The organism is Burkholderia sp. FW306-1C-G01B, assembly GCF_058781685.1.
In genome coordinates this window covers 522,044-541,645 of sequence record NZ_JBYSWZ010000002.1, presented here as the reverse complement: position 1 = coordinate 541,645, position 19,602 = coordinate 522,044, and the positions used below count along the sequence as shown (strand labels likewise).

General features: G+C 68.3%; 19 protein-coding genes. 9 read left to right on the top strand and 10 right to left on the bottom strand.

What is annotated here, in order from left to right:
* Positions 1-9: 9 nt before the first annotated feature.
* The 5 genes from AC3WLY_RS06780 to AC3WLY_RS06760 all read left to right on the top strand — a co-directional run bounded on the left by AC3WLY_RS06780 (position 10) and on the right by AC3WLY_RS06760 (position 4,833).
* Complete coding sequence (locus AC3WLY_RS06780; protein ID WP_034180812.1) at positions 10-324, top strand: sarcosine oxidase subunit delta; 315 nt, start codon at positions 10-12, stop codon at positions 322-324.
* Entirely contained in the window at positions 321-3,332 is a 3,012-nt protein-coding gene (locus AC3WLY_RS06775; protein ID WP_310132181.1) for a sarcosine oxidase subunit alpha family protein, read from the top strand. Before AC3WLY_RS06780 ends, AC3WLY_RS06775 begins: the two co-directional genes overlap by 4 nt.
* The gene (locus AC3WLY_RS06770; protein ID WP_175962174.1) at positions 3,322-3,954 is read left to right on the top strand and encodes a sarcosine oxidase subunit gamma; all 633 of its coding nucleotides are present in this window, start codon (positions 3,322-3,324) and stop codon (positions 3,952-3,954) included. The genes AC3WLY_RS06775 and AC3WLY_RS06770 overlap by 11 nt, the downstream gene beginning before the upstream one ends.
* Positions 3,951-4,391 carry a dihydroneopterin aldolase gene (locus AC3WLY_RS06765; protein ID WP_034180809.1) on the top strand — a complete coding sequence of 147 codons (441 nt, stop codon included), beginning with the start codon at positions 3,951-3,953 and terminating at the stop codon, positions 4,389-4,391. Before AC3WLY_RS06770 ends, AC3WLY_RS06765 begins: the two co-directional genes overlap by 4 nt.
* 115 nt (positions 4,392-4,506) lie before the next feature.
* Positions 4,507-4,833, top strand: a complete 327-nt coding sequence (locus AC3WLY_RS06760; protein WP_175962175.1) for a helix-turn-helix domain-containing protein — start codon at positions 4,507-4,509, stop codon at positions 4,831-4,833.
* A 141-nt stretch (positions 4,834-4,974) separates the two neighbouring features.
* Here the strand turns inward: AC3WLY_RS06760 and AC3WLY_RS06755 are convergent, their stop codons facing one another.
* Positions 4,975-6,048 carry an alkene reductase gene (locus AC3WLY_RS06755; RefSeq protein ID WP_492309880.1) on the bottom strand — a complete coding sequence of 358 codons (1,074 nt, stop codon included), beginning with the start codon at positions 6,046-6,048 and terminating at the stop codon, positions 4,975-4,977.
* Between the two features lie 169 nt (positions 6,049-6,217).
* On the opposite strand from AC3WLY_RS06755, the gene AC3WLY_RS06750 reads away from it, so the two are divergent.
* Positions 6,218-7,093 carry a LysR family transcriptional regulator gene (locus AC3WLY_RS06750; protein ID WP_492309881.1) on the top strand — a complete coding sequence of 292 codons (876 nt, stop codon included), beginning with the start codon at positions 6,218-6,220 and terminating at the stop codon, positions 7,091-7,093.
* On the opposite strand, the gene AC3WLY_RS06745 is transcribed toward AC3WLY_RS06750, so the two are convergent.
* A complete protein-coding gene (locus AC3WLY_RS06745; RefSeq protein ID WP_492309882.1) occupies positions 7,056-8,171 on the bottom strand; it encodes an FUSC family protein in 1,116 nt (371 codons plus the stop codon). The genes AC3WLY_RS06750 and AC3WLY_RS06745 overlap by 38 nt on opposite strands.
* Before the next feature lie 9 nt (positions 8,172-8,180).
* Positions 8,181-8,762: a hydrolase gene (locus AC3WLY_RS06740; RefSeq protein ID WP_492309883.1), complete on the bottom strand. Its 582-nt coding sequence runs from the start codon at positions 8,760-8,762 to the stop codon at positions 8,181-8,183.
* A 65-nt stretch (positions 8,763-8,827) separates the two neighbouring features.
* Here AC3WLY_RS06740 and AC3WLY_RS06735 point away from each other — a divergent pair, with 65 nt between their 5' ends.
* Entirely contained in the window at positions 8,828-9,475 is a 648-nt protein-coding gene (locus AC3WLY_RS06735) for a TetR/AcrR family transcriptional regulator (RefSeq protein ID WP_492332653.1), read from the top strand.
* Between the two features lie 64 nt (positions 9,476-9,539).
* Here AC3WLY_RS06735 and AC3WLY_RS06730 read toward each other — a convergent pair whose 3' ends face one another.
* The 5 genes from AC3WLY_RS06730 to osmF all read right to left on the bottom strand — a co-directional run bounded on the left by AC3WLY_RS06730 (position 9,540) and on the right by osmF (position 14,232).
* The gene (locus AC3WLY_RS06730; protein ID WP_175962180.1) at positions 9,540-10,205 is read right to left on the bottom strand and encodes a lytic transglycosylase domain-containing protein; all 666 of its coding nucleotides are present in this window, start codon (positions 10,203-10,205) and stop codon (positions 9,540-9,542) included.
* A 220-nt stretch (positions 10,206-10,425) separates the two neighbouring features.
* Positions 10,426-11,202, bottom strand: a complete 777-nt coding sequence (locus AC3WLY_RS06725; RefSeq protein WP_492309885.1) for an ABC transporter permease — start codon at positions 11,200-11,202, stop codon at positions 10,426-10,428.
* Complete coding sequence (locus tag AC3WLY_RS06720; protein WP_492309886.1) at positions 11,199-12,137, bottom strand: ABC transporter ATP-binding protein; 939 nt, start codon at positions 12,135-12,137, stop codon at positions 11,199-11,201. Before AC3WLY_RS06720 ends, AC3WLY_RS06725 begins: the two co-directional genes overlap by 4 nt.
* A complete protein-coding gene (locus tag AC3WLY_RS06715) occupies positions 12,134-13,312 on the bottom strand; it encodes an ABC transporter permease (protein WP_492309887.1) in 1,179 nt (392 codons plus the stop codon). Before AC3WLY_RS06715 ends, AC3WLY_RS06720 begins: the two co-directional genes overlap by 4 nt.
* Positions 13,309-14,232, bottom strand: coding sequence for a glycine betaine ABC transporter substrate-binding protein OsmF (gene osmF, locus AC3WLY_RS06710; RefSeq protein ID WP_310132209.1), 924 nt, complete (start codon positions 14,230-14,232; stop codon positions 13,309-13,311). The genes AC3WLY_RS06715 and osmF overlap by 4 nt, the downstream gene beginning before the upstream one ends.
* 166 nt (positions 14,233-14,398) lie before the next feature.
* Here osmF and AC3WLY_RS06705 point away from each other — a divergent pair, with 166 nt between their 5' ends.
* Positions 14,399-15,328, top strand: coding sequence for a 2-hydroxyacid dehydrogenase (locus AC3WLY_RS06705; RefSeq protein ID WP_175962185.1), 930 nt, complete (start codon positions 14,399-14,401; stop codon positions 15,326-15,328).
* Between the two features lie 100 nt (positions 15,329-15,428).
* On the opposite strand, the gene AC3WLY_RS06700 is transcribed toward AC3WLY_RS06705, so the two are convergent.
* Positions 15,429-17,387 (bottom strand): Xaa-Pro dipeptidyl-peptidase, encoded by a 1,959-nt coding sequence (locus AC3WLY_RS06700; protein ID WP_492309888.1) that lies wholly within the window; start codon positions 17,385-17,387, stop codon positions 15,429-15,431.
* 504 nt (positions 17,388-17,891) lie between these two features.
* Here AC3WLY_RS06700 and AC3WLY_RS06695 point away from each other — a divergent pair.
* Entirely contained in the window at positions 17,892-18,053 is a 162-nt protein-coding gene (locus AC3WLY_RS06695) for a hypothetical protein (protein ID WP_492309889.1), read from the top strand.
* A 21-nt stretch (positions 18,054-18,074) separates the two neighbouring features.
* On the opposite strand, the gene AC3WLY_RS06690 is transcribed toward AC3WLY_RS06695, so the two are convergent.
* Entirely contained in the window at positions 18,075-19,328 is a 1,254-nt protein-coding gene (locus AC3WLY_RS06690) for a lipoprotein-releasing ABC transporter permease subunit (protein ID WP_492309890.1), read from the bottom strand.
* Positions 19,329-19,602 lie beyond the last annotated feature (274 nt).

Genomic DNA, 19,602 nt, shown 5'->3' with positions numbered 1-19,602 from the left:
GAAAGAAACATGTTGCTGATCGAATGTCCGTGGTGCGGGCCGCGCGCCGAATCCGAATTCTCGTGCGGCGGCGAAGCCGACATCGTGCGCCCCGTCAACAACGAGAACATGACCGACCGCGAATGGGGCGAGTACGTGTTCATGCGCGAGAACAAGCGCGGGCTGCACAAGGAGCAATGGCTGCACACGCAGGGCTGCCGCCGCTGGTTCAAGGCCACGCGCGACACGGTGACCTACGATATCAAGGGATACGAAACGTTCGGCGGGGCTGCCATCAGCGGCGCGGCCGCCGGCAACGCACACGAAGAGGGCACGAGCAAATGAGCCAGAAAGACCGTCTCGGCACCGGTGGCCGCATCAATCGCGCGATTCCGTTGACGTTTACGTTCAACGGCCGCACGTACCAGGGCTTCCAGGGCGACACGCTCGCGTCCGCGCTGCTCGCGAACGGCGTGCATTTCGTCGCGCGCAGCTTCAAGTACCACCGTCCGCGCGGGATCGTGACGGCGGACGTCGCGGAACCGAATGCCGTCGTGCAGCTCGAATCGGGCCCGTACACGGTGCCGAACGCGCGCGCGACCGAAATCGAGCTGTACCAGGGGCTCGTCGCGACGAGCGTGAACGCCGAGCCGACGCTCGAGAACGACAAGTACGCGATCAACCAGAAGTTCTCGCGCTTCCTGCCGGCCGGCTTCTACTACAAGACCTTCATGTGGCCGCGCAAGATGTGGCCGAAGTACGAAGAGAAGATTCGCGAGGCGGCCGGCCTCGGCAAGGCGCCCGAGGCGCTCGACGCCGATCGCTACGACAAGTGCTACGCGCACTGCGACGTGCTCGTCGTCGGCGGCGGCCCGTCGGGCCTCGCGGCCGCGCATGCGGCGGCCGTGGCCGGCGCGCGCGTGATCCTCGTCGACGACCAGCGCGAGCTCGGCGGCAGCCTGCTGTCGTGCCGCGCCGAGATCGACGCGAAGCCCGCGCTGCAATGGGTCGAGAAGATCGAGGCCGAGCTGCGCAAGCTGCCCGACGTGACGATCCTGTCGCGCAGCACCGCGTTCGGCTACCAGGACCATAACCTCGTGACGGTCACGCAGCGCCTGACCGATCACCTGCCGGTGTCGATGCGCAAGGGCACGCGCGAGCTGCTGTGGAAGGTCCGCGCGAAGCGCGTGATCCTCGCGACCGGCGCGCACGAGCGTCCGATCGTGTTCGGCAACAACGACCTGCCGGGCGTGATGCTCGCGTCGGCGGTGTCCACCTACGTGCATCGCTTCGGCGTGCTGCCGGGCCGCAACGTGGTCGTGTTCACGAACAACGACCGCGCGTACCAGACCGCGCTCGACCTGAAGGCGTGCGGCGCGAAGGTGACGGTCGTCGATTCGCGCGCATCGTCGAACGGCGCGCTGCCGGCCGCTGCGAAGCGGCAGGGCGTGACGGTGATGAGCGGCGCGGTCGTGACCGCGGCATCGGGCAAGTGGCGCGTATCGTCGGTCGACGTCGCGTCCAGCACGAACGGCCAGGTGGGCGGCAAGCTGCAGACGCTGCCGTGCGACCTCGTCGCGATGTCGGGCGGTTTCAGCCCCGTGCTGCACCTGTTCGCGCAATCGGGCGGCAAGGCCTGCTGGAACGACGAGAAGGCGTGCTTCCTGCCGGGCAAGCCGGTGCAGGCAGAGGCCAGCATCGGTGCGGCGGCGGGCGAATTCGGCCTGGCGCGCGCGCTGCGGCTCGCGGTCGATGTGGGCGCGGAAGCGGCGAAGGCGGCGGGCTTCACGGCCGCGCAGCGCCCTGCCGCACCGCAGGTTGCCGAAACCGTCGAAGGCGCACTGCAGCCGCTGTGGCTCGTCGGCAGCCGCGAGGCCGCGGCGCGCGGGCCGAAGCAGTTCGTCGACTTCCAGAACGACGTATCGGCCGCCGACATCCTGCTCGCCGCGCGCGAAGGCTTCGAATCGGTCGAGCACGTGAAGCGCTACACGGCGATGGGCTTCGGCACCGACCAGGGCAAGCTCGGCAACATCAACGGGATGGCGATCCTCGCGCAGGCGCTCGGCAAGTCGATTCCGGAAACGGGCACGACGACGTTCCGCCCGAACTACACGCCCGTGTCGTTCGGCACGTTCGCGGGCCGCGAGACCGGCGATTTCCTCGACCCGATCCGCAAGACCTGCGTACATGAATGGCACGTCGAGCACGGCGCGCTGTTCGAGGACGTCGGCAACTGGAAGCGGCCGTGGTATTTCCCGAAGAACGGCGAAGATCTGCACGCGGCCGTGAAGCGCGAATGCCTCGCGGTGCGCAACAGCGTCGGCATTCTCGACGCGTCGACGCTCGGCAAGATCGACATCCAGGGCCCCGATGCGGTGAAGCTGCTGAACTGGATGTACACGAACCCGTGGAACAAGCTCGAAGTCGGCAAGTGCCGCTACGGGCTGATGCTCGACGAGAACGGGATGGTGTTCGACGACGGCGTGACGGTGCGCCTCGCCGACCAGCATTTCATGATGACGACCACGACGGGCGGCGCGGCGCGCGTGCTCACGTGGCTCGAACGCTGGCTGCAGACCGAATGGCCCGACATGAAGGTGCGGCTCTCGTCCGTCACCGATCATTGGGCGACGTTCGCGGTGGTCGGCCCGAAGAGCCGCAAGGTCGTGCAGAAGGTGTGCCAGGACATCGACTTCGGCAACGAGGCGTTCCCGTTCATGAGCTACCGCAACGGCACCGTCGCGGGCGCGAAGGCGCGCGTGATGCGGATCAGCTTCTCGGGCGAACTGGCCTATGAAGTGAACGTGCCGGCGAACGCGGGCCGCGCGGTATGGGAAGCGCTGATGGCGGCCGGTGCCGAATTCGACATCACGCCGTACGGCACCGAGACGATGCACGTGCTGCGCGCGGAGAAGGGCTACATCATCGTCGGCCAGGATACCGACGGCTCGGTCACGCCGTACGACCTCGGGATGGGCGGGGTCGTCGCGAAGTCGAAGGACTTCCTCGGCAAGCGTTCGCTCGCCCGCTCGGATACCAGCAAGGAAGGCCGCAAGCAGTTCGTCGGCCTGCTGACCGAGGACGAGCAGTTCGTGCTGCCGGAAGGCGCGCAGATCATCGAGAAGGACACGCAGGTGTCGGCGGTCGATCCGACGCCGATGATCGGACACGTGACGTCGAGCTACTACAGCCCGATCCTGAAGCGCTCGATCGCGCTTGCGGTGGTGAAGGGCGGCCTGAACAAGATGGGCGAGAGCGTCGTGATTCCGCTGGCCAACGGCAAGCGCATCACCGCGAAGATCTCGAGCCCGGTTTTCTACGATACCGAAGGGGTGCGCCAGCATGTGGAATGAAACGAGAAACCAGACGCAGGTGGCGGGCGCGGGCGGCGTGACGCTTGAATCGCCGTTCGTCGGCGCGGCCGACGTGCTGAAGACGCACCAGGCGCGCGCATCGAAGAAGTTCACGCTGCGCGAGCGGCCCTTCCTCGACCTCGTCAACGTGCGCGGCGAGTTGAGCGATCCGGCGTTCGTGAGCGCGTTCGAGCGCGTGGTCGGCTGCCGGCCGCCCGCGGCGCCGAACACGGTCGCGCGCGGCGCCGAGTACGACGTGCTGTGGCTCGGCCCCGACGAGTGGCTCGTGCGCTCGAACGGGCCGGTGCAGGCCGGCGTGCTCGAGGCGAAGCTCGCGGAGGCCGTGCAGGGCACGTATTCGGCGGCCGTCGATGTCGGCAGCGGCTACACGGTCGTCGAGATCAGCGGCGAACGCGTGCGCGACGTGCTCGCGCGCGGCTGCCCGCTCGATCTCCATCCGCGTGCGTTCAAGCCGGGCCAGTGCGCGCAGTCGCATTACTTCAAGTCGTCGATCGTGCTGATCCCGACCGGCGACGATGCGTTCGAGATCGTGCTGCGCCGCAGCTTCGCCGACTACTTCGTGCGCATCATGCTCGACGCGGCCGCGCCGCTCGCGTCATGAAGCCGTTCGACGAACCGTTCGTGGCGATCGACGCGCCGCGCCTGCGCGGGCGCGGCTGGAGCGTGTTCGTCGACGAACTGAAGGTGCCCGCGCGGATCGGCATTCATGCTCACGAGCATGAAGCGCCGCAACCAATCGTGATCGATGCGCGGCTCGGGTATCGCTGCGAGCCGAGCGAGCAGGGCGAGTGGATCGATTACGACGGCTATTGCGCGCGCGTCGCGTCGTTTCTGTCGCACAAGCCGCATACGCGGCTGCTGGAGACGCTCGTCGCCGATATCGCGGTGCTGTCGTTCCGCGAATGGCCGGCGCTGGAGTCGCTGACGCTGTCGGTGTACAAGCCGAAGATCCGGCCCGGCACGAAGCGCGTCGGCGTGTCGCTCGACTGGACGCGCGGGGATTATTTGCGGTGGACGGGGGCGGCGGGGCAGATTTGAGTGAAGGATCCAGGGAGACGGACGGCATAGTTTGTCGTCTTGAATAATTCCTGAAATATGCGAACAATAGCTCCGCTGAGCAGGCAACTTTCTTTGTTCCTGAAAACCCGGAATTATGGCCCGAACCTTACCGAAGCCAATCGCGACTCCCGACCCACTGGCTCAGGATCTGGCAGCGATGGGGGCGCTCATTCGCAACCGGCGAGCGCAGCACCGGATGCGGATCGACGACGCGGCCGATTTGCTCGGGGTCTCCAAGGACGTGCTGTCGCGGCTGGAAAATGGCCGGGCAGTGAGTCTCGAAAAATTGTTCAAGGTACTGGACGGTTTCGGTCTCAATCTGCTCGTCGTGCCGAAACGCGAAGTGCCCGTGGCCCGCAAGGCATTGCTTGAACACATGGCAGTCCAGGCTGTGCCGCCGGCTTCGCCGGAGGGGGCCTGATGGCACATTGCCTGTATTTCGGCCAATGGCTCGCCGGTCGGACAAATTTGACCGACGATGCCCGTCACGATGATTACGGTTTTTCGGACGACCCGGCATGGAAGGTTCGCACCGATCTGCTCCGACATTCGCGCGCGACCTTTACGCCGCCGCCGCGCCGCTCAATGCCGGATAGTCGACATACCCGCGCGCATCGCCGCCGAAGAACGTGTCGCGCTGCGCGTCGTTCAGCGGTGCGCCCGTCTTCAGCCGCGTCACGAAATCCGGATTCGCGAGCACCATCTGGCCGTACGCTTCGAGATCGGCGAGGCCCGCTGCGACATCCGTACCGATCGCGTCGCGCGCGCGGCCCGGCCGGTTCACGATCAGCGTGCCGCTCCAGCGCGCGCGCAGGTCCGTGAGCAGCGGCTCGTCGCCCTGGTGCATCACGTGCAGGTACGCAAGGCCAAGCCGGTCGAGCTGCGTCGCCAGGTGGCGGTACAGGTCCGGCCCTTCTGCGCCTTCGTCGATTCCCCACAACGTAGTGCCGGGCGACAGGCGGATCGCGGTGCGGTCCGCGCCGATCTCGTCGGCGATCGCCTCGGCGACCTCGATCGCGAAGCGCGCGCGATTCTCGATCGAACCGCCGTAGGCGTCGCTGCGCGTATTGGCGTTCGGCGCGAAGAACTGCTGGACCAGATACCCGTTCGCGCCATGGATCTCGACGCCGTCGGCACCGGCCTCGATCGCGCGGCGCGCGGCGAAGCGGAAGTCGTTCACGGTGTCGCGCACCTCGTCCGTCGTCAGCGCGCGCGGCGCGGGAATCTCCTGCATCCCCTTCATCGTGAACATCGGCACGCCCGGCGCGATCGCCGACGGCGCGACGCCCTGGCGATGATGCGGCGTGTTGTCGGGGTGCGACATGCGCCCCACGTGCATCAACTGGATGAACAGGCGGCCGCCGCGCGCGTGCACGCGGTCGCTGATCGCCTTCCAGCCGGCGACGTGCGCATCGGTATAGATGCCGGGCGTCGTCAGGTAGCCCTGGCCGTCGTCCGATGGCTGCGTGCCTTCGCTGACGATCAGGCCGAGGCCCGCGCGTTGTGCGTAGTACTCGGCGGCCCACTCGCCGGGCGTGCCGTCGAACGCGGCGCGGCTGCGCGTCATCGGTGCCATGACCAGGCGGTTCTGCAGCGTGTAGCGGCCGACACGGGCCGGGGTGAACAGTGCGTCCATGATGCGTGCTCCTTGAGGGTCTGGTAACGGCACCGGGACGATGCCGTATCGGGCGCCGGCCGCGCACCGTTGCGCCAGCCTTGCCGCCATGGACACATCATCCATTGCTTCTTTTTCGAGATAAATATGGTAGTTTGGATAACATTGATCCATTGATGGAGCAGTGGGCGTGGAACTGCTGAACGACATGGCGCTGTTCGTGGAGGTCGTGAAGGCGAAGGGTTTTCGCAGCGCGGCCGACGCGCTGGGGATGCCGAATTCGACGCTGTCGCGGCGGATCGGCGCGCTGGAAAAGGCGATCGGCTTGCGGCTGCTGCATCGCACGACGCGCCGGATCGAGCTGACAGAGGCCGGGCAGCTGTATTTCGAGCGCTGCAAGCGCATCGTCGACGAGGCGCGGCTCGCGCACGAGCAGCTCGGCGAACTGCTGGCCGAACCATCGGGCGTGCTGCGCGCGTCGTTTCCGGTCGATTTCGCTGTGATCTACCTGACGCCGCTGATCGTCGAATTCGCGAACCGTCATCCGAAGCTGACGTTCGATTTCGAGCTGACGTCACGGCGCGTCGATCTGGTGAGCGAGCCGTTCGACGTCGCGATCCGTATCGGCGAATCGGCGGATTCGCAGCTCGTCGCGCGGCGGCTCGCCACGTTCCGCAATCACCTGTATGCGTCGCCGCGCTATCTGGAGCGCTCGGGCGAGCCGCGCGAGCCGGACGACCTGACGCGGCATCAGTGCCTGAGCGTGCAGCGCGTCGATGCGTGGACGTTGCATGACGGCGCGCGGGAGATCGAGGTGCCGGTGGGCGGGCGGTTCGTCGTGAACAGCGTCGGCATGAACCGGCAGCTGGCCGTGCATGATGCGGGGATCATCCAGATGCCGGAGGAGGTCGTGGCCGACGACGTGGCCGCCGGAAGGTTGCGTCGCGTGCTGCCCGGATGGGAGGGCGCGCCGGTGCCGGTCTATGCGATGACGGAAACGCGCTTGCTGCCCGCGAAGACGCAGATTTTCATCGAGTTTCTGCGCGCGCATTTTGCGCAGGCGTGACAGCGGGGGCAGCGGCGGGCCGACGATCCGGCAGGCGGCGCGCAATCACCGGTGCGGCGAGCGTGCACGCGAGCCCGATGGCGCTGCCCAGCGCGACGTTGACGAGGCGTTCGCCGGCATAGGTCCACGCGTGCCCGGCGACGACCAGTGCCGTCGCCGCGCATGCGCAGCGCGTCGCGAACGCGAGCCGGTAGGGGCGGATGCCGACGAGCGTGAGCAGGGTTGCAAACACGACCCAGGCGCGCGTGGCGGGATCGTCCGGTACCTGCAGCCCGATGAAGATGCCGACCGGCACGCCGGCCAGTACACCCAGCACGCGGTCGGCAAACTTGGCGCGCGCGCTTGCCGTGCTACCCGTTACGACGCTTGCCGCGGACCAGATCATCCATTGCCCGTGCTCGATGTGCCGCCATTCGACCAGCGCGGCCGCGCCGCCCACCGCGATCGCGACGGTCAGCATCAGTTCGACCGACCACGCGCGATCGCCGTAATCGGTGCGCCGGGCCCAGGCCAGGCAGCGCGCGCGGCGGCTGTCGCCGGAGCCGCGTGCGAGATCGGCGAGCGCTAGCGCGATGACCGGCAGTGTGCCCGCCAGCAGGAACGGCAGGACCGCGAGCGCGCGCGGTACGAGCGCGCCGTGCGCGACGCCTTCCGCGCTTTCGCAGGCGAGATACAGCACGGGAATGAACGTATAGCTGCCGAGCGAGCGCAGCGTGCGGCCCCATGCGGTGATGGCAATCGACGCGGCGCCGAGCGCGGCGGTTGCCGCGACGAAGGCGGGTGGCCACGCCAGTGCCGCCATCAGCACGACGAATCCCGCGCAGACAAGCAGGCCATGCGCGGCGGCGCCCAACGGCGCGAGCGCGACGCGCTCGACGCCGACAAGCAGCGCGATCGTGACGATCGACGCAATCAGCCATTCCGCGCGGCCGGTCGCCAACGCGAGCGAGACGAGCGGAAGCAGCACGAGCGACGCGCGGGTTAGCGCCCGGAGATCGAGCGCGCTGGCGACGGACGCGGCGGCCGATCTCGCCGCGCGCCGTGCTGCGTGCAGGCCGGCCATGCCGCGGCGTGCCATCGTCCGCCTTCAGCCCGCGAGAGCGGCGAGCACGTCGGCGGAGGAGCGCACGAGGCCGAGTCTCGGGAAGATGAAACGCAGCGACGCGTCGTGCTGGTCGGCGGCCGCGCAACTCATCGCATCCTCGACGAACACGATCGAATAGCCGTGCTCGTAGGCCGCGCGGGCAGTCGATTCGACGCCGATGTTCGTCGAGATGCCGCCGAGCACGATCGTCCGGATACCGCGCCGGCGCAACTGGAGATCCAGTTCGGTGCCGTGGAATGCGCCCCATTGCCGCTTGGTGATCAGGAGGTCGGATGGCGCGGCGTCGAGCACGTCCGGAAAGGTCCACCAGTCCGGCGGCAGGCCTGCCGCGGGCGGCGTTGCTGGCTGGTCGACGGGCTGCTTCAGCGCGTCGCCGAAATCCGCGCTCCAGCCGACGCGCACCAGCACGACCGGCGCGCCGGCTTCACGAAAGCGCTTCGCAAGCGGTGCGGCGGCGGCCAGCACGGCGTCGCCGGTGCGCGGCGCTTTCGCGAAGCCGAGGATGCCTTGCTGCAGGTCGACGAGAACAAGGGCGGTGGTATGGGGATCCAGTGTGTCCAGCATGATGGCTCTCGATTGATTGGGACAGGACGAACCTGTATTGTGAGGGTCGTCTCACATTCAAATATATGAGGATGGACTCACAAAAGTCAAGCCGTTCGGCGGGCGACGCCGTGCCGTCCGCGAAGGCACCCAGCCGGGCGCGCGGCCGAGCGCGCGTCGCCGCGCTGCTGGACGCCGCGGGCGTGGAATTCGCGGAAAAGGGGTACGAAGCGACGACGATGACGGCGATTGCGGCGCGCGCCGATTCGTCGATCGGTTCGCTGTACCAGTTCTTTCCGACCAAGGAACAGGTGGCCGCGGGGCTGCTCGAGCACTATCTGGCGTCGCTTGGCGACGAGCTCGATCAGTTACGCACACTGGCGTCGTCCGGCGATCTAGTGCCGCTCGCGGCGCGTCTGACGACGGCGTTCGTGACGTTCCGGGTCGCACATCCGGCGTTCGTCGTGCTGGTCGATGCGTACGATTTCGCGTTGCCGGGCGCGCTTGATGTGCGCACGCGCTTGCGCGGCGCGATCGGGACGGTGCTGGAGGCGCTCGCGCCCGGCATGCCGGCCGGCGAGCTTGCGGTGCGAGCGGCGATCGTGCAACACCTGATGAAGGCGGCCGTGGCGCTGAGTCGCGACGTGACGATCGCGGACCCGGCTGCCGCGCTTCGGGCGCTCGAGGGCGTAATGCTGCGCTATCTGGAGGAGACGGTTGAAACGGGCGCGTGATGTTGCGCCGAACGGGCCGGCGCGGCAGCGCGTGCGCGGCCCGTCACCCGGGCCCGGGCGACGCTCAGCGCGGCGCGAGCGATGATGAGGTGCGGACGGCCGAAGCGGGAGCAGCTGGCGCGTTGACGGGCATCATCCCGGCTTTCGCATCGTCGTCGGGTTCGAGCACGAAGCGGAACGAATCGACCCGCTGCATCACCTTCGCCGCATACGCGTTCGAACCGCCATAGTTCTTCAGCCCGGCCTGCACGTTGCCGCCGGCCGCTCTCACGTAGCCCGACAGGATCGCGGACCCGACCTCGACGTTCGCGTTCGGCTCGGTCAGATCCTTCACGTTGCGCAGCAGGCCGCGGTGCGCGGCCGGCACGACCTGCATCAGCCCCGTCGCGCCGTGCTGGCCGCGCGCCTTTTCCTGGAAGCGCGATTCGATCGAAATGATGGCGTAAACGAGTGCCGGCGGCAGCGAATATTTCGTCGCAGTAACGCTCACGATATCGGCGAGCTTCGCGGCCCGTTCCTTCGCGACGCCGAATTTTTTCGTCAGGTAGGACGTGATGCGGCGGTTTGCTTCGTTCGGCTGATCGTTGGCGTTGGCGAGCGGCGCGGATGCGACGGACGGTGCCGATGCGGCCGCTTCGGGCGAGGACGCAGGCAGCGCGGGCGCTTGCTGCGCCGACGCCTGTTGCGCGATGCCGAGCGAAAGCACGATCAGCCAGAAAAACCGTCGCATGGTGGAGTGCGGGGAATTGGGAGGCGCATAGTATATCGGCCAATCGCCGCCGGTGGTCGAGCGCCGGCTCGAATGAAAGCGCCGTGTAGGCTTGTATCGGTTCGCGACGATCGATGGGCCGATCGTTGCACGGACACGCATCGGAGTCCGGATGAACGTCGCCGCCGGTTCCGGGAACGTATCCTCATTTCCCCGTGCACGGGAAAGCGACGCGAACCGCCTATGCGCGCCGCGCGGCCGCCACCCGCGCAATCGCGCCGATCGCATCGCTGACGAGCACCGCGAGCAGCCCGACGATCACGCCGCCCTGCAGCACGAACGCGGTGTTCGACGTCTGCAGGCCCGCGATGATCACGTCGCCGAGCCCGCGCGCGGCGACCGTCGAGCCGATCGTCGCGGTGCCGAGATTGATCACGACCGCGAGCCGGACGCCGTTGACGATCACCGGAAACGCGAGCGGCAGCTCGACCGACACCAGTTGCTGCCAGCCGCTCATCCCCATCCCGCGCGCGGCGTCGACGACGTCGCGCGGCACGTCTTCGAGCCCCGCGATCGTGCTTTCGAAAATAGGCAGGAGCCCGTACAGCACGAGCGCGATCAGCACGGGTTTCAATCCGAAACCGACGGCCGGCACCGCGAGTGCGAGCACCGCGACCGGCGGGAAAGTCTGGCCGATATCGACGACGCTGCGCGCGACCGGCAGGAAATCCGCGCCGGACGGCCGCGTGACCGCGATGCCGGCCGCGACCGCGACAATCGTGCCGATCGCGCTCGACAGCGCGACCGTGCCGAGGTGCGCGAGCGTGAGATCGAGCAGGCTCGCGCGATCGTAGATGACCGGCGCGCCGTTGTCCGCGAACGGTGCGAAGAGGCCCTGCAGCCATGCAGGGCGCAACAGCAGCACGAGCAGCAGCGCGAGTGCGGCCGCTCGGGCCGCATACGCGGGCAGCCGCCGGCGCAGCGCCGAACGCGTTGGCCGCACGCCGTGCGTCGTCATGCGGGCTTCCTCGCGTGCTCGCGGATCGCGTCGAGCGTGATGCGGCGCGCGTCGCGGCCGTTGCCGTCGTCTACCGGCAGCGCGTCCGCACCGCGCCACAGCAGCTCGGACACCGCATCGCGCAGCGTGCGTGTCGCGGCGATCGGTTCGCCGTCGGCATGACCGGGTTCGGCCACCGCGTCGATCGGCGTCAGCGCGAGCAGGCGCAGCGGCCGGTCGACGCCCGCGACGAGCCGCTCGACGACGCCGGCTGCCGGCTTGCCGAGAATCTCGGCCGGCGGCGCGACCTGCAGCAGCCGTCCGCCGTCCATCACCGCGATCGTATCGCCGAGCTTCAGCGCTTCCTCGATATCGTGCGTGACGATCACGACCGTCACGCCGAGGCGGCGCTGCAGCGCGAACAGGTCGTCCTGCGCCTTGCCGCGAATGATCGGATCGAGCGCGCCGAACGGTTCGTCCATCAGCAGCATCGCGGGCTCGGCCGCGAGCGCGCGCGCGACGCCGACGCGCTGCTGCTGGCCGCCCGACAATTCGTGCGGCAGCTTGTCCGCGAATTCGGCCGGCGCGAGATGGAACAGGTCGAGCAGTTCGTTCACGCGCGCTTCGATGCGCGCCGGTGGCCAGCCGAGCAGGCGCGGCACGGTCGCGATATTGCGTGCGACGCTCCAGTGCGGAAACAGCCCGTGCCCCTGGATCGCATAGCCGATGCCGCGCCGAAGCTGCTCGGGCGCGACGGTCGCCGTATCGATGCCGTCGATGCGGATCGTGCCGCTGGTGGGCGCGATCAGCCGGTTGATCATGCGCAACAGCGTCGACTTGCCGCTGCCCGATGCGCCGACGAGCGCGGTGATCGTGCCGCGTTTCATCGTCAGCGATACATCGTCGACGGCGACGACGTCGCCGAAGCGCTTGCCGACACGTTCGATCTCGATCATCCTGCACGCCCCTTCGCGAGCGACGTCGCGGCTTCGAACACGACGGCGGCCGCCAGTGCGAGCGCGATCGTCGGAATCGCGCCGAGCAGCACGAGATCGGCGGCCGATTGCCCGATCCCCTGGAAGATGAAAGTGCCGAACCCGCCGCCGCCGATCAGCGCGGCGACCGCGGTCAGGCCGATGTTCTGCACGAGCACGATGCGCACGCCGCTCAGGATCACCGGCAGCGCGAGCACGAGATCGACGCGCAGCAGCCGCTGCGCGCGCGTCATGCCCATCGCGCGCGCCGCTTCGGTCACGTGCGGCGGCACTTGCTCGAGCCCGACCACGACGCTCGACGCGATCGGCAGCAGCGAATACAGGAACAGCGCGAGCACGGCCGGCGCGACGCCGATCCCGCGGATGCCGAGCGCGGCCGCGAGCGGCACGTGCGCGGCGAGCAGGCCGAGCGGCGCCATCATCAGCCCGTACATCGCGATGCTCGGGATCGTCTGCACGATATTGAGCACGGGCATCGCGACGGTGCGCACCGCCGCGATGCGCGCGCACGCGATGCCGAGCGGCACACCGGCGACGAGCGCGGCCGCGACCGAGCCGCCCGCGAGCGACACGTGCCGGGTCGCTTCGCGCCAGAAATCGTCGCTGCGCACCGCGTATTCGCGCATCACGGAGAGGCCGTCCCACCAGCCGCTCGCGAGCGGCACCGAGATCGCCGCAATCGCGACGACGAGCGCGACGAGGCGCCGCCACGGGCCGAACGCGAGCCGCGCGAGCGCGTCGGCGACGAGCACGGCCCACGCGAACAGCAGCAGCCAGACACCGGCGGCGGGCGACACGCGCGCGAGCATGTCGTCGGGCGCGACGATGTGCGTCGCGGCCGCACCGACCGCATACGCGAGCGTTGCGAGCCACGTGCAGCCGGCCGCGAGCCGCCACGCGGGGCGGCTCGCCGTCATCGCCCACAGCGCACCGACGATCCACAGCGCGGCGAGCGCAGCGCCCTGCACGGCGGGCAGCGCGGCAAACACCGACAGCCCCGTGCCGGCCGCGATCCGGTTCGGCCGCAGCACCGCGAACGGCATGCCGAGCACGGCGACGATCGTCAGGACACCGATCAGGATGCCGACCTTGTCGGGTATCACGCGCCGCGCGGACGCCGCCGCGCGACCCGTCATTTAACGAAGCCCTTCGATTTCAGGTAGCTTTTCGCGACACCTGCCGCCGGCTCGCCGTTGATCTGGATGCGCGCGTTCAGCGCCTGCAGCGTCTTCAGGTCGAGGCTCGCGAACACGGGCTTCAGGTAGTCGGCGATCTGCGGATGCGCTTTCAGCGCGGCTTCGCGGATCACGGGCGTCGGCGCATAGACCGGCTGCACGTGCTTGTCGTCGTCGAGCACCGCGAGGCCGCTCGATGCGATGCCGCCGTCGGTGCCGTAGACCATCGCGGCGTTCACGCCGTCGGTCTGGTTCGCGGCGGCCTTGATCGTCGCGGCCGTGTCGCCGCCGGACAGCACGACGAGCTGCTCGGGCTTCAGCTTGAAGCCGTACGCCTTCTCGAACGACGGCAGCGCGGACGCGCTGTTCACGAACTCGGCCGACGCCGCGAGCTTCAGCTTGCCGCCGCCCGCGATCCACTTGCCGAAATCGGAGAAGGTCTTCAGATGCTGCGATTGCGCGACGGGCGCGAGCACGGCGACGCCCCACGTGTTGTTCGCGGGCGCCGGTGCAAGCCACACGAGATGGTTCGCCGCGTAGTCGAGCTTCTTCGCGGTGTCGTAGCCCTGGCTCGCGTTCTTCCACACCGGATCGTCGGCCTTGTTGAAGAAGAACGCGGCATTGCCGGTGTATTCGGGGTAGATGTCGATCTCGCCGCTCGTGAGCGCCTTGCGCACGATCGGCGTCGTGCCGAGCGCGATCTTTTCGGTGACGGGAATGCCGTGGGCCTTCAGCACCTGCGCGATGAGGTTACCGAGCAGGTTGCCTTCGGTGTCGATCTTCGACGACACCACGACGGGCGTGTCGGCGTGCGCGCCGGGCGCGACGAGGGCGGCGGCGAACGCGAGGCCCAGGATCCGGGCGGGCAGGGCGAGTTTCATCGGGGCCAATCTCCAGGACGGGGGCGTACGCCGAAAGTTACTTGACTGAGCCGGCTTTGGCAAACCGCGTGCGGCGGCGTGTCCACAGCCCGTGTGGGGATAACCCGCATCCGTCATGCGGGCTTGCTACACTGAAATCCGTTCCCGCCTGTGGACACTTGCTGACATGAAGCCCGAGCTGCTGGTCCTCATCGCATTGCGCGGCGACGCGCATCGCGAGATCGCCGCGTCGTTCGACGTGCGCTACGCCCCGACCGCCGAAGAACGCGAACGCGCGATCGCCGAACACGGCGGCACGATTCGCGCGGTGCTGACCAACGGCAGCACGGGCCTTGCCGCTGCCGACATCGATCGTCTTCCGCAACTCACATTCGTCAGCGCCCTTGGCGCCGGCTACGAGCATATCGACGTCGCGCATGCGAAGGCGCGCGGCATCACGGTCGTGACGGGCGCCGGTACCAACGACGATTGCGTCGCCGATCACGCGTTCGCGCTGCTGCTCGCGGCGGTGCGCGGCGTCGTGCGGCTCGATGCGAAAACCCGCGCGGGCGTATGGCGCGAGGGGCTGCCGATGCCGCCGAACGTGTCGGGCAAGAAGCTCGGCATCGTCGGGCTCGGCAAGATCGGCGAGAAGTGCGCGCGCCGCGCGGCCGGCTTCGACATCGAGATCGGTTATCACAACCGGTCGGCGAAGCCTGTTCCTTACCGCTATTTCGACCGGCTCGACGCGCTCGCGCAGTGGGCCGATTTCCTGATCGTCGCGACGCCGGGCGGCGCGGGCACGCGGCACATGATCGACCGCGCGGTGCTCGACGCGCTCGGCCCCGGCGGCTTTCTCGTCAACGTATCGCGTGGCAGCGTTGTCGATACCGCTGCTTTGGCGGACGCGCTGCGCGAAGGGCGCATCGCGGGTGCGGGGCTCGACGTGTATGAAGGGGAACCGGAGCCGCCGCGCGCGCTGACGGATCTCGACAGCGTCGTGCTGACGCCGCATATGGGCGGTTGGTCGCCCGAGGCGCTCGATCGTTCGGTGCAGCAGTTTCTCGACAACGCCGCGCGGCATTTCGCGGGGCAGCCGGTGCTGACGCCCGTTTGAGTCACGGTTGAATCAGGTTTTTCGGAGATAAAACAGTGCGGACGGCGACCCACGTCGAGGAGACGTCGGTCGCCGTCCGCTTTGCGTCACGCGCGCCCGCTCACGACGAAGCCGAAACCAGCGGCACCGTCACCGACGTGCCGGCCGGATCGAGCGTCAGGCCGGTGCCGGGCGTCGGCCGCAGCGTCGCCTCGTTGTCGCTGGACAGCACGACGAGTCCCAGCCGGTGGCCGGCTTCGAGCTTGTAGTCGCGCGGCATGAACGTCAGCTTCAGGTCGTACGGCATCCCCGGCAGCACGGGTTCCGACAGCCAGTCGGACAGCCGGTTGCGCGGGTCGGTCCATGCGCGCGTGACGATCGTGGCCGTGCCGTCCGGTGCGCGGTCGACCAGCAGCGCCGTCACGTTGGCCACCCCCGTGAAGGTCAGCTTGACACGGGCCGTCGCGGTGCCGGACAGGCGCGTGGCGGCCGTGAACGGCGCGGTCTCGAAGCGGCTGCGGTTTTCGCCGGTCGGCGCATTCGCCAGCGTGAGCGCGGTAATGCGCGCATCGTCGGTGAAGCGTGCGAGCGGGCCGCCGGTCGGCATCCGCAGCAGCGTGCCGGTACTCGCGCCGTCGCCGCCCGCGAAATACGAAACCGGCGTCGCATGGCGCGCGGCCCAGTCGGCTTCCTTCAGCAGCGTGCCGTCCGCCTGCGCGATCACCGCGCGCGGATCGTGTTCGACACCGTTGTCGAAGCCGATCAGGTAGCGCGTGAACCACCGGTTCACCTCCGCGGTCCACGCATCGGCCATCGCCGGCACGCGCGTCGGATCGGTGTGCTTCAGGCGGTGCAGCCACAGCTGCGTCGGCACGCCCTGGCGCCGCATCGCGAGATACCACGACGTCGACTGGTCGACACGCACGTTGTCGTCGGTCAGCCCCTGCGCGACGAGCGCCGGCGCGGCCGCGAACGCGGTCGGGATGTCGCGCGCGGCCCAGAACGGCGAATAGTCGCCGGTCGTGCGGTTTTCCTTCTGCAACGCTTCGTCGATCAGGTGCGTGCAGCGCTCCGGATGCGCGTTCGTCAGCAGCGCCTTGATGTACACGTCGACGTCCTCGCCCTGATAGCCTTCCGGCGCGCGCACGAGCCCGCCCGAGCGGTAATAGCCGTACATGTTCGACAACCCGGCGACCGGCACGATCGCATCGAGCCCGCGCGTGCGCAGGCTCGCGACCATCTTCGGCAGCGTGCCGTCGTACGACACGCCGTACATGCCGACGTGGCCCGTCGACCAGTTCGCGACGACCGTCTTGCCGCTCGCGTCCTTCGCGGTTGCGTCGCGGCCGAGCCAGCGGATCACCGACGCCATCGCGACCGATTCGTCGCGCGTCAGGATCGTCGGGCAGCCGTCCGAGCCGGCGGTGCCGAGCGAATCCGCATAGACGATCGTAAAGCCGCGCGGCACGAAGTAGCCTTCGATCCACGAGCGCCCGGCAGCGGCCGCTTCGAGCTGCTGCAGCATTCGCGTCTGCGGCGCGGCGGCCATGATGCGCGCGGATGTCGATGCCGACGCGGATGCGCTTGCTGCCGGATGCGGCGTGCCGTCGAGCTCGACGTCGACGTCGTGGTTCGGGCTGTCGGCGAGCCCCGCGTAGTACGGGCTCGCGAGCACGATGACGGGCGTGCGTGCGCCGTTCGCGGTTTCGGCCGGGCGCACGATGCGCACGTGGATGCGGTCGCGCGTGCCGTCGCCGTCGGAATCGACCGGCGTGTCGACCCACGCGTTCTCCTCGATCGTGCCGCCCGACAGCGACGGCTGCACCTGGCCGTTCGCGATCACGGGGCGGTAGCGTCCGCCGCTGGCCGGATTGGCGTACGGGACGCCGGACGGCGAAATGCGTGACGCCAGCGACTGCGTATCGGCCGCCGATGCGGCGGCCCCCTCCTGTTGGCCTTGCGCGAGCGCAGATGCCCCCACCACGCTGCCGCCGTCGTCGCCGCCGCACGCGGCGAGCGTCGTGGCCGCAACGAGCGCGGGAAGCCATGCGCGCCGCAATCCGGTTCGATGAAAGTTCATGAGTGACCTCATTCTTGTTTGTGATTGTCCGGAACCGGCCGGCCCGCGATATGCCCCCTGCGGCCTGGCCGGGTGCTGCATCGGATGAAGCTGAACTGCGACTTCGAAAGCGCCGGGCGAGACGCCCGGGTGCCACGGCCGGTGTTGGCGCACGTTGCGTGGCGCGCCACCCGGCGAGCGTCGGGGCGACTGCATCGCCCCGACCGGAAAGCGTCAGCGCGGCGGCCGGTTCGGGCCGCGCGGCCGAAGCGATATCGGCAGCGTGATACGAATACAGGAGTGCGAATCAAATGCGGGCATGCCCGACCTTCCTTCAGGTTTCAGATGAAACGGAACGGCACGATGCGATGAGGCGGGGGTGTTGCGAACGACAGTGCTGCAACGGCAGGAAAGCGCGACGCGTGTCGGCATGGCTGGCCGGATTTCTTTCCGGAAGCTTGCGCAAACTTATCTCAGTGAAATCTCGGTGTCAAACTTTTTTAGTTGGTGTCAAACAAAGTTTCGATGCGTGCGCGGCATGCGGCCGCCGATCCGTGCGGCATCGGTGTCAACTTCGCTGGAGTCGATCCGCAAACAGTCAAAAACAGTCTGAAAAGAGAGAGGGGCATGGAGATTTCGGTCACGCCGGACGACGGCAACAGCGTCGGTTTCCACGTCATCGCGTAACGCCCGCGCCGGACGCCGCGCCTATTCGTCGCGCAATGCTTCGGCCGGCCGCACTCGCGCGGCACGCCAGCTCGGGTACAGCGTCGCGACGCACGACATCAGGAACGCGGCTGCGGCGATCTCGATCACGTCGATCGCCGCGAGCTTCGACGGCAGCGAACTGAGGAAATACACGGACGGCGTCAGGAAGCGGATGCCGAGCAACTGCTCGATCGCCGGCAGCACCCACGGGATGCTGACCGCGATCGCGCAGCCGAGCGCGACGCCCGCCAGCGTGCCGGCGAGGCCGATCGTCATCCCCTGGATCGCGAAGATCTTCGTGATCGACCCGGGTGGCGCGCCGAGCGTGCGCAGGATCGCGATGTCGCCCTGCTTCTGCGTGACGGTCATCACCAGCGACGATACGAGATTGAACGCGGCGACCGCGACGATCAGCATCAGGATCAGCGACAGCATGCGTTTCTGCAGCCGCTCGGCTTCGAACCACGTACGGTTCTGCCGCGTCCAGTCGCGGATATAAAGATCGCCCGACAACGTGCGCGACAGCTCCAGTGCGATGTCCGGCGCGCGTTGCAGATCGTCGAGACGCAACCGGATGCCGGTCGGCGCGGGCACGTTGAACAGCTTCCGCGCATCGCTGATGTGGATGTATGCGAGCGCGCTGTCGTACTGGTAGTGGCCCGACTCGAACGTGCCGACCACGTTGAACTGGCGGAACCGCGGCAGCGCGTCGTCGATGCGCGCGGTGTTGCCGGGCGCGAAGAACGTGATGCGGTCGCCGATCTTCACGTGCAGCGCGTCGGCCAGCGCGGCGCCGAGCACGATGCCCATCTCGCCGGGCACGAGCGCGTCGAGGCGTCCGGTCTTCAGCTTGCGCGCGATTTCGGACACGCGCGGCTCGAGCACCGGATCGATGCCGCGCAGCGCGACGCCCGTCACGCTGCCCGCGTTCGTCAGCAGCGCCTGCGCGTCGACATAGGGCGCGACGGCGCGCACGGCCGGGTTCCGCAGCGATTCGTGCGCGGTGAGCCGCCAGTCGGGCAGCGCGCCGGACGGCGAGAAGATTTCCACATGCGCGAGCACCGACAGCATCCGGTCGCGCACCTCGGTGCGAAAGCCGTTCATCACCGACAGCACGACGATCAGCGCGGCGACGCCGAGCGCGATGCCGGCCATCGCGGCGCCGGCAATGAACGACACGAAGCCGTCGCCGGCCGAGCGCCGGCCGCCGCGCGCATAGCGCAGTCCGATCTGCCATTCGAACGGGAGTTTCAAGCGATTTCCTTTCAATTCGATACGAACCACGTCGAGCCGCGCATTCTAGCGAACGCGGCGCGAGTGCGTGCAGAGATCGGGGGGCGGGCGGAACGGCTACCCGACCGGCCGGTCATTCGCCTGCGTTGCGCGCCGACACGCCGATATTTCCATCGTTTCGGCTCTGACCCATAATGTCGGCCAGCATCCGGTCGAACAAAACATTCCAAGCATTCACGGCGCAACCAGGGCCGCGCCGTCACAGACCAATAAATCTCGGGGTACGTTGCCGCAG

Bases quoted from the DNA above. Each gene is read 5' to 3' on its own strand.
- AC3WLY_RS06780 (WP_034180812.1), top strand. From the start codon at position 10: ATGTTGCTGATCGAATGTCCGTGGTGCGGGCCGCGCGCCGAATCCGAA.
- AC3WLY_RS06775 (WP_310132181.1), top strand. From the start codon at position 321: ATGAGCCAGAAAGACCGTCTCGGCACCGGTGGCCGCATCAATCGCGCG.
- AC3WLY_RS06770 (WP_175962174.1), top strand. From the start codon at position 3,322: ATGTGGAATGAAACGAGAAACCAGACGCAGGTGGCGGGCGCGGGCGGC.
- AC3WLY_RS06765 (WP_034180809.1), top strand. From the start codon at position 3,951: ATGAAGCCGTTCGACGAACCGTTCGTGGCGATCGACGCGCCGCGCCTG.
- AC3WLY_RS06760 (WP_175962175.1), top strand. From the start codon at position 4,507: ATGGCCCGAACCTTACCGAAGCCAATCGCGACTCCCGACCCACTGGCT.
- AC3WLY_RS06755 (WP_492309880.1), bottom strand. From the start codon at position 6,048: ATGGACGCACTGTTCACCCCGGCCCGTGTCGGCCGCTACACGCTGCAG.
- AC3WLY_RS06745 (WP_492309882.1), bottom strand. From the start codon at position 8,171: ATGGCACGCCGCGGCATGGCCGGCCTGCACGCAGCACGGCGCGCGGCG.
- AC3WLY_RS06740 (WP_492309883.1), bottom strand. From the start codon at position 8,762: ATGCTGGACACACTGGATCCCCATACCACCGCCCTTGTTCTCGTCGAC.
- AC3WLY_RS06735 (WP_492332653.1), top strand. From the start codon at position 8,828: ATGAGGATGGACTCACAAAAGTCAAGCCGTTCGGCGGGCGACGCCGTG.
- AC3WLY_RS06730 (WP_175962180.1), bottom strand. From the start codon at position 10,205: ATGCGACGGTTTTTCTGGCTGATCGTGCTTTCGCTCGGCATCGCGCAA.
- AC3WLY_RS06725 (WP_492309885.1), bottom strand. From the start codon at position 11,202: ATGACGACGCACGGCGTGCGGCCAACGCGTTCGGCGCTGCGCCGGCGG.
- AC3WLY_RS06720 (WP_492309886.1), bottom strand. From the start codon at position 12,137: ATGATCGAGATCGAACGTGTCGGCAAGCGCTTCGGCGACGTCGTCGCC.
- AC3WLY_RS06715 (WP_492309887.1), bottom strand. From the start codon at position 13,312: ATGACGGGTCGCGCGGCGGCGTCCGCGCGGCGCGTGATACCCGACAAG.
- osmF (WP_310132209.1), bottom strand. From the start codon at position 14,232: ATGAAACTCGCCCTGCCCGCCCGGATCCTGGGCCTCGCGTTCGCCGCC.
- AC3WLY_RS06705 (WP_175962185.1), top strand. From the start codon at position 14,399: ATGAAGCCCGAGCTGCTGGTCCTCATCGCATTGCGCGGCGACGCGCAT.
- AC3WLY_RS06700 (WP_492309888.1), bottom strand. From the start codon at position 17,387: ATGAACTTTCATCGAACCGGATTGCGGCGCGCATGGCTTCCCGCGCTC.
- AC3WLY_RS06695 (WP_492309889.1), top strand. From the start codon at position 17,892: ATGCGTGCGCGGCATGCGGCCGCCGATCCGTGCGGCATCGGTGTCAAC.